This is a genomic window from Leucobacter sp. PH1c (assembly GCF_000633415.1).
Taxonomy (GTDB): Bacteria; Actinomycetota; Actinomycetes; order Actinomycetales; family Microbacteriaceae; genus Leucobacter.
The window spans coordinates 20,745-32,772 of record NZ_AYMV01000006.1; the positions used below are offsets into that span (position 1 = coordinate 20,745).

General features: G+C 71.1%; 9 protein-coding genes and 1 riboswitch. All 9 genes read left to right on the forward strand.

The features are described 5' to 3' along the window. Positions 1–160: 160 nt before the first annotated feature. On the forward strand, positions 161–322 hold the full coding sequence (locus U874_RS15460; protein WP_157834195.1) for a hypothetical protein: 162 nt from the start codon (positions 161–163) through the stop codon (positions 320–322). Positions 323–423: 101 nt separating this feature from the next. Then, positions 424–1,749 carry an MFS transporter gene (locus tag U874_RS0101730; protein WP_025132824.1) on the forward strand — a complete coding sequence of 442 codons (1,326 nt, stop codon included), beginning with the start codon at positions 424–426 and terminating at the stop codon, positions 1,747–1,749. A gap of 211 nt (positions 1,750–1,960) precedes the next feature. Then, the gene (locus U874_RS0101735) at positions 1,961–3,514 is read left to right on the forward strand and encodes an amino acid permease (protein WP_025132825.1); all 1,554 of its coding nucleotides are present in this window, start codon (positions 1,961–1,963) and stop codon (positions 3,512–3,514) included. Between the two features lie 285 nt (positions 3,515–3,799). Then, a riboswitch (glycine riboswitch) is annotated at positions 3,800–3,911 on the forward strand. 45 nt (positions 3,912–3,956) lie between these two features. Then, on the forward strand, positions 3,957–6,806 hold the full coding sequence (gene gcvP / locus U874_RS0101740) for an aminomethyl-transferring glycine dehydrogenase (RefSeq protein ID WP_025132826.1): 2,850 nt from the start codon (positions 3,957–3,959) through the stop codon (positions 6,804–6,806). Positions 6,807–6,820: 14 nt separating this feature from the next. Then, positions 6,821–7,936, forward strand: a complete 1,116-nt coding sequence (gene gcvT, locus U874_RS0101745; RefSeq protein ID WP_025132827.1) for a glycine cleavage system aminomethyltransferase GcvT — start codon at positions 6,821–6,823, stop codon at positions 7,934–7,936. Between the two features lie 55 nt (positions 7,937–7,991). Next, a complete protein-coding gene (gene gcvH / locus U874_RS0101750; protein WP_025132828.1) occupies positions 7,992–8,369 on the forward strand; it encodes a glycine cleavage system protein GcvH in 378 nt (125 codons plus the stop codon). Beyond that, entirely contained in the window at positions 8,366–9,688 is a 1,323-nt protein-coding gene (glyA, locus tag U874_RS0101755; RefSeq protein ID WP_369802338.1) for a serine hydroxymethyltransferase, read from the forward strand. Before gcvH ends, glyA begins: the two co-directional genes overlap by 4 nt. 77 nt (positions 9,689–9,765) lie before the next feature. Beyond that, a complete protein-coding gene (locus U874_RS0101760) occupies positions 9,766–11,220 on the forward strand; it encodes an L-serine ammonia-lyase (RefSeq protein WP_025132830.1) in 1,455 nt (484 codons plus the stop codon). 27 nt (positions 11,221–11,247) lie between these two features. After that, the coding region (locus U874_RS0101765; RefSeq protein WP_025132831.1) for an MFS transporter at positions 11,248–12,028 on the forward strand (781 nt) is incomplete at its 3' end.

Below are 12,028 nucleotides of genomic sequence, written 5' to 3' on the forward strand. Positions count from 1 at the left end.
CCAAAATGAGGATCCGATGCCGCGTGCCGAATCCGGGCTTGCGCCCGCACACGCGTGTGGACAGGGGTGGTGAGCGCGAGTATATACTCGCCGCGTGGGCCGGGGGAGCGATTCGCTCGATCCCTATTTGGGCGAGCCAAATGTACCAAAGGCGGTCCTGATGACGATGCTCGCACCGGACTGGCGGCACGCCCTCCGCGCGCAGCTCGAGCGCCCGCGCCTGCGCCTGCGCCTGCAGGGCGAGCGGACGCTGCCGCCCGAGCGCCCGGCGAGCGCCGCGGAACGAGCCGCGCTCGGGCTCGGGGAGCGCGCGCCAGGCTGACTGAGACTCCCGCGCGGGCGCCGCCCGTGCGGGTGCAGTGGGGAGGGGGGGCGCGCCGCTCGCACGCAGCGGCCGTGACCGGATGCAAAGGAGCATCGATCATGAACGACCCCAACACTCGTTTCCCCGAGACCGCGGCTGCGGTTTCGCCTGCGGCCGCGACGGCCGGTTCCCGCACGACGGGACAACGGATGCGGGCGCTGCAGACCCGCATCTTCCTCATCTCCTGGCTCGCCTACGCGGCGTACTACTTCCCGCGAAACGCATTCTCCGCGGCGAAGGTCGGCGTGCTCGAGGAGGGGCTGATCCCGCGCGAAGCGCTCGGGCTTCTCGACTCGGTGTACCTCGCGGCGTACGCGATCGGCCAGTTCGTGTGGGGCGCGCTCGCGGAGCGAGTTGGCACGCGGGTGGTGGTTGCGGGCGGAATGGTGCTCGCCGTCGTCGCCGCACTCGGCATGGGGATCGTGCCCGCCGTGTGGTTCTTCGTGCCGCTCATGGCGGTGCAGGGGCTCGGGCAGTCCACCGGGTGGGCCGCGCTCAGCAAGAACATCGCCGCCTTCTTCGGGCTCCGCTCCCGGGGGAGTGCGATGGGCCTCTTCGCGACCTCATACGCGTTCGGCGGCCTCGTCGCCGTTCCCGTGATGGGGTGGGTGGCCTACTCGCTGTTCGACTCCTGGCGGTGGGCGTTCTTCACCGGGGCCGCAGTGCTGGCCGCCGTGCTCATCGTGTTTCTGGTGCTGCAGCGCAACAGCCCCGAGGAGGCCGGGCTGCCCGCGGTCGACGGCGCCACGGGCGCCGCGCCCCGGGGGAGCGGGCCGCGCTTCCGCTGGGCTGACCTCTTCGCCGCCGTGCGGCACGAGCCCGTGGTGCTGCTCCTCGGCGTCGTGTACTTCCTGCTGAAGCCCGCCCGCTACGCCGTCCTGCTCTGGGGTCCCGTGCTCGTGCTCGACGCGATCCCGGGGCTCACCGAGGTCACGGCCGTCATGGTGCCGATCGCGTTCGGGGTGGCCGGGGTGATCGCCCCGGTGCTCGCCGGGTGGGTGTCCGACACGTTCTTCGCCGCCCGGCGGGTCCCGCCGACGGTGATCTCCCTGGTGCTCCTGCTCGTCGCGCTGCTCGTGTGGCAGCCGGTGGCGCGCACGCAGTCGGTCGTGCTGCTCGCGGCGCTCCTCGGCGTCGTCGGGCTCTGCGCGTACAGTGCCGACGCGATGGTCTCGGGGGTCGCCGCGGTCGACTTCGGCACGAGCCAGCACGCCGCCGGCGCAGCGGGCTTCATCAACGGCTGCGGCTCCGTCGGCGCGATCCTCGGCGGGCTGCTCCCGGGCTTCCTCTCCGCCGACGTGGTGTTCTCGGTCTTCGCCTGCACTGCCGGGGTCGCGGCCGCGATCCTGATCCCGTCCTGGAATAAGCGGCCGGCCGCCGCGTAGCCCGGTCGGCCTGGGATCCGGCGGCGCCCGGCTCGGACGTCGCCGGGTCCGGCCGTCGGTCTCGGCTTCCGGATCCGGCCGTCGGGCACGCTTCGCAACTAAAGGTCGTTAAAAGCTACCAATAGTGGTTATGATCGTCCTTGCTATCCCATGCGACGCGGCAGGGTGCACGCGCACCACCGCCGTTCACGATGAAGTGAAAGGGTCAACAATGGCAAAAGACACGCTCAAGGTCTCGGGGGTCACGTACACGACCGCCGAGTCCGGATACTTCGAGAAGCGACAACTGAAGCGCTCCGCCGGCATCTGGGGCCTCTGGGGCCTCGCGGTTGGCGCGGTGATCTCGGGCAACTTCTCCGGCTGGAACTTCGGCATCGAGGCGGCCGGCTTCGGCGGCATGATGATCGCCTTCGCGATCCTCGTCGTCATGTACTACGGCCTGGTCTTCTCCATCGGCGAGATGGCCGCGGCGATGCCGCACACCGGCGGTGCGTACTCCTTCGGGCGGGCGGCCATGGGCCCCTGGGGCGGATTCGTCACGGGGCTCGCCGAGTCGATCGAGTACGTCGCGACCACCGCGGTGATCGTCTACTTCTCCGCCGGCTACGCGAACGGCGTCACCGAGGGCCTCATGGGCTTCTCGCTGCCGACGTGGGTGTGGTGGATCATCCTCTACGTCGCCTTCGTCGGGCTGAACACGGCGGGCGCCTCCATCTCGCTGAAGTTCGCGGTGATCGTCTCGTTCATCTCGATCGGCGTGCTGGTCCTCTTCGGGGCGATGGCGCTCCTGAGCGGCTCGGCCGACTGGGGCAGCCTCTTCAACATCGAGCCGGATCCGGGCCAGACCGCGTTCCTGCCCCACGGAGTGCTCCCGATCCTGTTCGCGCTGCCGTTCGCGATGTGGCTGTTCCTCGGCATTGAGGAGCTGCCGCTCGCGGCGGAGGAATCGCACAACCCCGTCCGCGACATCCCGCGCGCCGGCCTCTGGGCTCGCGGCACGCTGATCGTCACGGGCCTGCTCGTACTCTTCCTCAACACGGCCGTGCTCGGCGCCGAAGCGACGGGCACGGCGGGCGAGCCGCTGCTCGACGGCTTCCGTGCGATCCTGGGCGACGACCTCGCCTGGGTGGCGGGCCTGCTCGCGCTCTTCGCGCTCTTCGGCCTGCTGGCGTCGCTCCAGGGCATCATGTTCGCCTATGGCCGCAACCTCTACTCGCTCTCGCGCGCGGGCTACTACCCGAAGTTCCTCTCGCTCACCGGCAAGCGTCAGACCCCGTGGGTCGCGCTCATCGCGGGTGCGCTGATCGGTTTCGTGGCGCTCGTCGTGGTCGACCTCACGGGCGGCGATGGCGGCGTGGGCGGCGCGGTCGTGCTGAACATCGCGGTGTGGGGCGCGGTCGTCGCGTACTTCATGCAGATGCTCTCCTTCCTGATCCTGCGCAAGAAGTTCCCGAACGCGAAGCGGCCGTACCTGAGCCCCTGGGGACGGTTCGGCGCCGGCGCCGCCGCGGTCATCTCCGCACTCATCTTCCTCGGCTTCCTGCTCAACGAGACGTTCCGGCCGGCAATCGTGGCGATCGCGATCGTCTACGCGATCGGGCTCATCGTCTTCGGCATCTACACGCGGCACCGGCTGATCCTGTCGCCCGAGGAGGAATACGCGGTCTCGGGGGGCCTGCACGGCGACCCGCAGGCCGAGGGCTACGGCGGCGAGGTCGAGGAAGAGCTGCTCGCCCTCGACGGCGTCGACGAGCCGGAGCGCTAAGCCGCTCCACCGCGCCGCGGGCAGCTGTCCCGTGCGGGGAGCACTCCACAAGGGTGCCACCCCCGCACGGGGCGCCACGGCGCTCAGCCGGCACTCACCAGCCACTCGCCCCGCGCCAGATCCGCGACACGCTCCCCGGGCGGCGCGGGGGCTGCTATGGTGAGACCAGTTACGAATATCGGCCATCAAGCTGGAGCGGGAGAGCCGGGCGGCGCTCACGCGCGAACCCGGCGCCGTAGGAGCAAACCCTCCCCGGGAATCTCTCAGGCACCCGTACCGCTGCAGCACGGCAACTCTGGAAAGTAGTCGGTCCTTCCGGCTCACCGACGGTGCAAGGGCGCCCCGATCTCCAATCGGATCGCCCGAATCTCTCAGGTTCCGTAACAGAGCGGGGAGGATCCATCCGGTGCGAGCACTCGCACACCCACCTACGGAGATCCTCTTGAGTACCAGTTCGCAACCCACCGTCTTCGCCGACCGTCACATCGGCGTCACCACCCCCGCCGATATCTCGGCGATGCTCGACACCCTCGGCTACGGCAGCGTCGACGCGCTCGTCGACACGGCCGTCCCGGCGGACATCCGCATGCCCGGCTCGCTCGATCTGCCCCCGGCGCGCAGCGAGGAGGAGATCCTCGGTGATCTCCGCGCGCTCGCCGCGAAGAACGTGCTGAAGACCCAGATGATCGGCCAGGGCTTCTCGGACACGCACACCCCGCCAGTGATCCGCCGCAACGTGCTCGAGAGCCCGGCCTGGTACACGGCGTACACGCCCTACCAGCCGGAGATCTCGCAGGGCCGCCTCGAGGCGCTCCTCAACTTCCAGACCATGGTGGCCGACCTCACGGGCCTCGCGGTGGCCAACGCGTCGATGCTCGACGAGTCGTCCTCAGCGGCCGAGGCCGTGCTCCTCATGCGCCGTGCGGGCAAGGCGCCCGCGAGCGCCCGCGTCGTCGTCGACGCGAACGTGTTCCCCCAGACGATCGCCGTGATCCAGGGCCGTGCCGAGGCGCTCGACTTCGACGTCGAGGTCGCCGACCTGACTGACGGCCTCCCCGAGGGCGACATCTTCGGCATCGTCCTGCAGCAGCCCGGCAACGACGGGGCCGTGCGCGATCAGTCAGCCCTCATCGCGGCGGCGCACGAGCGTGGCGCGATGGCGACCGTCATCGCGGATCTCCTCTCGCTCACCCTCATCACCCCTCCCGGTGAGCAGGGCGCCGACGTCGCGGTCGGCAACACGCAGCGCTTCGGCGTGCCGCTCTTCTTCGGCGGTCCCCACGCCGCGTACCTCGCCATCCGCGCGGGCCTTGAGCGCTCGCTCCCGGGTCGGCTCGTTGGCGTCTCGAAGGACTCGGCGGGGGACCCCGCCTACCGTCTCACCCTGCAGACCCGCGAGCAGCACATCCGTCGCGAGAAGGCCACGAGCAACATCTGCACGGCGCAGGCGCTCCTCGCGATCACGGCGTCGATGTACGCCGTCTATCACGGCCCCACGGGCCTCCGCGCGATTGCCGAGCGCACCCACGCGCACGCCCGCACGATCGCCGCGTCGCTCGCGGCCGCGGGGATCCCGCTCGCCGCGGACTCGTTCTTCGACACCGTCGCCGCCACGGTGCAGGGCGAGGCCGACGCCGTCATCGCGCGCGCGTGCGAGGCGGGCATCAACCTCCGCCGGATCGACGCCGACACGGTCGGGATCTCCACCTCGGAGACGACGACCGCGGCGCACGTCGCCGCCGTGGTCGCGGCCTTCGGTGCCGAGATCGCGGCGGCCGTCGCGCCCGGCGAGCTCGGCATCGCGCCCGAGCTGGTGCGCACGAGCGACTACCTCACGCACCCGATCTTCTCGACGATGCGCTCCGAAACGCAGATGCTGCGCTACCTCCGCCGCCTCGCGGACCGCGACCTCGCCCTCGACCGCACGATGATCCCGCTCGGCTCGTGCACCATGAAGCTGAACTCCACCGCCGAGATGGAGTCGATCTCCTGGCCCGAGTTCGCGGGGATCCACCCCTACGTCCCCGAGGATCAGAGCCGCGGCTGGCGCGAGCTGATCGCCGACCTCGAGCGCCGCCTCGTCGAGATCACGGGCTACGCGGGCATCTCGCTCCAGCCCAACTCGGGTGCGCAGGGCGAGTACGCCGGTCTGCTCGCGATCCGCGGGTACCACCGCGCCAACGGCGACGAGCAGCGCACAGTCTGCCTCATCCCCGCCTCCGCGCACGGCACGAACGCCGCCTCCGCCGTGCTCGCGGGCATGCGCGTGATCGTGATCAAGAACACCGACTCGGGCGCGATCGACCTCGACGACATGAAGGCGAAGATCGCGGCGAACCGCGACGAACTCGCGGCGATCATGATCACGTACCCCTCGACCTACGGGCTCTACGACGCCGACGTGCGCGAGGTCTGCGAGCTCGTCCACGAGGCGGGAGGCCAGGTCTACATCGACGGCGCGAACATGAACGCGCTCGTCGGGCTCGCGCAGCCCGGCAAGTTCGGCGGCGACGTGTCGCACCTGAACCTGCACAAGACCTTCGCCATCCCGCACGGCGGCGGTGGCCCCGGCGTCGGCCCGATCGGCGTCGCCGAGCACCTCCTCCCGTACGTGCCGAGCGACCCGACCGGCACCTACTCGGTGAGCGACGGCGTGCCCGTCGTCGCGACGCTCTTCGGCTCCGCTGGCGTGCTCCCCATCTCCTACGCGTACATCGCGATGATGGGCGCCGACGGCCTCACCCGCGCGACGAAGACGGCACTGCTGAGCGCGAACTACATCGCGGCCCGCCTCACCGAGCACTTCCCGGTGCTCTTCACGGGCGAGGCCGGCCTGGTCGCGCACGAGTGTATCCTCGACCTCCGCGAGCTCACGGCCCAGTCCGGCGTGACGGCCGAGGACGTGGCGAAGCGCCTCATCGACTTCGGCTTCCACGCGCCCACCCTCGCGTTCCCGGTCGCGGGCACGCTCATGGTGGAGCCCACGGAGTCCGAGGACCTCGACGAGATCGAGCGCTTCATCGAGGCGATGATCACGATCCGCGGGGAGATCGCGGAGATCATCGACGGTTCGGTCGCGCTCGACGACTCCGTGCTCCGCAACGCGCCGCACACGGCCCGCGTGGTGGCAGGCGACGACTGGGATCGCGCCTACTCCCGCGAGCAGGCCGCGTACGCCGTGCCCGCGCTGCGCCGAGACAAGTACTTCCCGCCGGTGGGACGGATCGACGGCGCCTTCGGCGACCGCAACCTGGTCTGCTCCTGCCCGGCCCCCGAAGCATTCGAGAACTGAGCGAGGAGCCCCCGATGACGAGTACGCCCCGACACACCGCCCTGCACCCCGAGCACGCCGAGCTGGGTGCCGCATTCACCGACTTCGGCGGCTGGGACATGCCGCTGAAGTACGGCTCCGAGCTCGCCGAGCACCGCGCCGTCCGCGAGGCCGCCGGCCTCTTCGATCTCTCCCACATGGGCGAGATCCGCGTCTCCGGCCCGGACGCCGCGGCCTTCCTGAACACCGCCCTCGTCGGCAACCTCGCCGTCGTCGCTGTCGGCCGCGCGAAGTACTCGCTGATCTGCGACGCCGATGGCGGGATCATCGACGACCTGATCACATACCGCCTCGGAGACGAGGAGTTCCTCGTCGTGCCGAACGCGGGCAACGCCCCCGTCGTCGCAGCCGAGTTCGCCCAGCGCGCCGCGGGCTTCGACGTGACGATCGCCGACGAGTCCGCCGAGACGAGCCTCGTCGCCGTCCAGGGGCCCGCTTCCGTGGCGATCCTGCACGAGCTCGTCCCCGCGGAGCAGCACGCGATCGTGACCGACATGAAGTACTACTCGGCCGCGACCGTCACGGTCGCCGGCCAGGAAGTCCTCCTCGCGCGCACCGGCTACACCGGCGAGGATGGCTTCGAGCTCTACGTGCCGAACGCGGGCGCCGCCGAGCTGTGGCGCGCCCTGCTCACCGCGGGGGAGCCGCACGGCCTCATCCCCGCGGGCCTCGCGGCGCGCGACTCGCTCCGTCTGGAGGCGGGCATGCCGCTCTACGGCAACGAGCTGAGCCGCGAGGTCACCCCCTTCGAGGCGGGCCTCGGCCCGGTCGTCTCATTCAAGAAGACCGAGCACTTCGTCGGGCGCGAGGCGCTCGAGGCCCGGCGCGAGGCGGCACCCGAGCGCGTCCTCGTCGGCCTCCGCGGCGCCGGCCGGCGCGCCGGGCGCGCGGGCTATCCCGTTCTCGCGGGCGACCAGCAGATCGGCGAGGTGACGAGCGGCCAGCCCTCGCCCACCCTCGGCTTCCCGATCGCGCTCGCCTCGATCGACCCCGCCTATGCGGCGCCGGGCACCCAGCTCAGCGTCGATCTGCGCGGAAAGCCCGAGCCCTTCGAGGTCGTCGAGACCCCCTTCTACCGCCGCGCGCAGTAACCCGCGCCGGCCGCACCCGTCACCCAGCACCACCCCAACAGGTAAAGGACACATCATGAGCAAGGTTCAGACCGGTCTGCAGTACTCCGCCGAGCACGAGTGGATCACGGACGAGTCGCCCGCGACGATCGGCGTCAGCGAGGTCGCCGCCGACGCGCTCGGCGAGGTCGTCTACGTCGACCTCCCCGCCGTCGGCACGGCCGTGACCGCGGGGGAGTCCTGCGGCGAGATCGAGTCGACGAAGTCGGTCTCCGAGATCTACTCGCCCGTCACGGGTGAGGTCGTCGAGGTCAACCAGGCCGTCATCGACGACCCCGCCCTCGTCAACTCGGATCCCTACGGCGCCGCCTGGCTGTTCAAGGTGAACGTCACCGAGTTCGGCCCGCTGCTCACCGCCGAGCAGTACGCCGCCGACAACGGGGCGGAATTGTGAGCCGCTTCACGCCGGTCCCCGCGGCGTCGCTCAACACCCCCATCGCCGAGCTCGACCCGGAGATCGCGGAGCGCATCGACGCGGAGCTCGCGCGCCAGCGCCGCGGCCTCGAGATGATCGCCTCGGAGAACCACACTGCCGTCGCCGTGATGCAGGCGCAGGGGTCCGTGCTGACGAACAAGTATGCGGAGGGTTACCCCGGCCGCCGCTACTACGGCGGCTGCGAGGAGGTCGACGTCATCGAGACGCTCGCCATCGAGCGGGTGAAGGCGCTGTTCGGCGCCGAGTTCGCGAACGTGCAGCCGCACTCGGGCGCGCAGGCGAATGCCGCGGTGATGCACGCGCTGATCCGTCCCGGTGACACGATCCTCGGCCTGAACCTCGCGCACGGCGGGCACCTCACGCACGGCATGAAGATCAACTTCTCCGGCCGGCTCTACGAGGTCGCGGCGTACGGCGTCGACGAGGAGACCCTGCGCGTCGACATGGACGAGGTGGCCCGGCTCGCGCGCGAGACCCAGCCGAAGCTCATCGTTGCCGGGTGGAGCGCGTACTCGCGCCGTCTCGACTTCGAGCGCTTCCGGGAGATCGCCGACGAGGTGGGCGCCTACCTCATGGTGGACATGGCGCACTTCGCCGGCCTCGTGGCGGCGGGGCTGCACCCGAACCCCGTGCCGCACGCGCACGTGACCACCTCGACCACGCACAAGACCCTCGCGGGCCCGCGCGGCGGCATCATTCTCTCGAACGATCCCGAGATCGCGAAGAAGATCAACTCCGCGGTGTTCCCGGGTCAGCAGGGCGGACCGCTCGAGCACGTGATCGCGGGCAAGGCGGTCGCCTTCGGCGTCGCCGCGACGTCCGAGTTCGCCGAGCGCCAGCAGCGCACCGTCATGGGCGCGCGGATCCTGGCCGAGCGCCTCGTCCGCGAGGACGTGACGGAGCGAGGGATCAGCGTCCTCACGGGCGGCACCGACGTGCACCTCGTGCTCGTCGACCTGCGCGGCTCGGAGCTCGACGGCCAGGCCGCCGAAGATCTGCTCGCCGCGGTGGAGATCACCGTCAACCGGAACGCCGTGCCGTTCGATCCCCGCCCGCCCATGGTGACGAGCGGGCTGCGCATCGGCACGCCTGCGCTCGCCACCCGCGGGTTCGGTGAGGCGGCGTTCGCGGAAGTCGCGGACATCATCGCCGAGACGCTCATCGCGGGAACCGCCGAGGGCGGGGCCGACCCGGCCGTGCTCGCGGCGCTCCGCGCGCGAGTCGACGTGCTCGCGGCCGAGCACCCGCTCTACCCCGATCTCTCTCCGCTCGCGTAGCGGACGAACCCTCCGCTGTCGCCGGGTGCCTGCCCGCGCCCGGCGACAGCACCACCCGTCACATCGCAGGAGGCAACGTGGCCATCAGCGTTTTCGATCTGTTCTCGGTCGGCATCGGGCCGTCGAGCTCGCACACCGTCGGCCCCATGCGGGCCGCGCATCGCTTCGCGAGCCATCTGCGCGACTCCGGGCTTCGCGCCCGCGCCCGCGGCCTCCGCGTCGATCTCTTCGGCTCGCTCGCCGCGACCGGTCACGGGCACGGCACCCTCACGGCCGTGCTGCTCGGCCTCGAGGGCTTCGATCCCGAGACGGTACTGCCTGAGGACGTGGACCGCGCGCTCGCCCGAATCGCCGCCGACGGCACGGTGCGCCTGGGGGCGCAGCTCGCGCCGCTCGGCGACGACGCCGCGGACGGGGATCCCGCCGCGGCCGCGATCCCGTTCCGCGAGGCGGATATCGTGCTCCGCCCGCTCACGGTGCTCCCCACCCACACGAACGGGATGCGACTCGGAGCGGTCGACGCGGCGGGGGAGACCCTGCTGGAGGAGACGTACTTCTCCGTGGGCGGCGGCTTCATCGTGCGCGAGGGCGCTGAGGACCGCGTGCAGGATCAGCTCGAATCCTCGCTCGCCGAACTGCCGTTCCCGTTCACCACCGCAGCCGAGCTGCTGCACTACTCGGCAGAGACCGGACTCTCGCTCGCGGAGCTCATGCTCGAGAACGAGAAGGCGCACCGCAGCGAGGACGAGGTGCGCGACGGCCTGTGCCACATCTGGGACGTCATGGAGGCGTGCAAGAACTCCGCGCTCGAACGCACGGGCGTGCTGCCCGGCGGGCTCAACGTGCGCCGTCGGGCGCCCGAGTGGCACCGCAGGCTGAGCGAGCAGGACCCGAATCGCGAGCCGCAGTACTGGCAGGAGTGGATCAACCTCGTCGCGCTCGCCGTGAACGAGGAGAACGCCTCGGGCGGGCGCGTGGTGACGGCCCCGACGAACGGCGCTGCGGGGATCATCCCGGCCGTGCTCTTCTACGCGACCCACTACGCCCCCGGCAGCAGCGACTGGGATGCCGAGCGGAAGCGCCGGGCGATCGCGGACTTCCTGCTCGCGGCGGGAGCGGTCGGCGTGCTCTACAAGGAGCAGGCCTCCATCTCGGGCGCCGAGGTGGGCTGCCAGGGAGAGGTCGGCTCCGCGTCGTCGATGGCCGCTGCCGGGCTGGCGCAGGTGCTCGGCGGCACGCCGGAGCAGGTGGAGAACGCGGCGGAGATCGCGATGGAGCACAACCTGGGCCTCACGTGCGACCCGATCGGTGGGCTCGTGCAGATCCCCTGCATCGAGCGCAACGCGATCGCCGCGGCGAAGGCCGTGAATGCGGCGAAGATGGCGCTCATGGGCGACGGCTCGCACCACGTCACACTCGACGAGGTGATCGCGACCATGCGCGAGACGGGCCGGGACATGAGCGAGAAGTACAAGGAGACCGCCATGGGCGGACTCGCGGTGAGCGTGTCCGTGGGCGTCGTCGAGTGCTGATCCGCTCGCGCCCTCTACGATGATCCTATGAATGATCAGCCCGCCGGCGCCGAGCGCTCGCTGTCGGAGCGCCTCGACGCGCTCCCCTTCACCCGGAAGCACGCGCGCCTCCTCAGCGGCTCGGGGCTCGGCTGGGCGCTCGACGCCATGGACGTCGGGCTCATCTCCTTCATCATCGCGGCGCTCACCCAGCACTGGGGCATCACGACGGGGGAGGCGGGGCTCATCGCCTCGATTGGCTTCCTCGGCATGGCGATCGGGGCGAGCCTCGGGGGGCTCCTCGCCGACCGCTTCGGCCGCCGCCAGATCTTCGCCCTCACCCTCCTCGTCTACGGCGTCGCCACGGGCGCGAGCGCGCTCGTCGGCGGGATCGCGGCGCTCCTCGTGCTGCGCTTCCTCGTCGGCCTCGGCCTCGGCGCCGAGCTGCCCGTCGCGTCCACGTACGTGAGCGAGTTCGCGCCCGCCCGCATCCGCGGCCGACTCATCGTCATCCTCGAGGCGTTCTGGGCCGTGGGCTGGACCGCGGCGGCGATCATCGGCTACTTCGTGGTGCCCGCCTCGGAGGACGGCTGGCGCTGGGCCTTCGCGCTCGGCGCGATCCCCGCCGTCTACGCTTTCGCCGTGCGTTGGGGGCTGCCCGAGTCGCCGCGCTGGCTCGCCGGCCGCGGCCGCACCGCCGAGGCGGAGCGGATCGTCGCCGACTTCGAGCGTTCGGCGGGGCTCGCCCCGGCAGAGGAGCCTGCGGATCGGGCTTCCGCCGGGGCCGCCGGTGGGGTCGCTGATCCCGCGCCCGCGGCGCCCGTCGCGC

What these genes read in the sequence shown, in the direction of transcription:
- U874_RS15460 (WP_157834195.1), top strand. Translation starts at nt 161, where the DNA reads ATGACGATGCTCGCACCGGACTGGCGGCACGCCCTCCGCGCGCAGCTC.
- U874_RS0101730 (WP_025132824.1), top strand. Translation starts at nt 424, where the DNA reads ATGAACGACCCCAACACTCGTTTCCCCGAGACCGCGGCTGCGGTTTCG.
- U874_RS0101735 (WP_025132825.1), top strand. Translation starts at nt 1,961, where the DNA reads ATGGCAAAAGACACGCTCAAGGTCTCGGGGGTCACGTACACGACCGCC.
- gcvT (WP_025132827.1), top strand. Translation starts at nt 6,821, where the DNA reads ATGACGAGTACGCCCCGACACACCGCCCTGCACCCCGAGCACGCCGAG.
- gcvH (WP_025132828.1), top strand. Translation starts at nt 7,992, where the DNA reads ATGAGCAAGGTTCAGACCGGTCTGCAGTACTCCGCCGAGCACGAGTGG.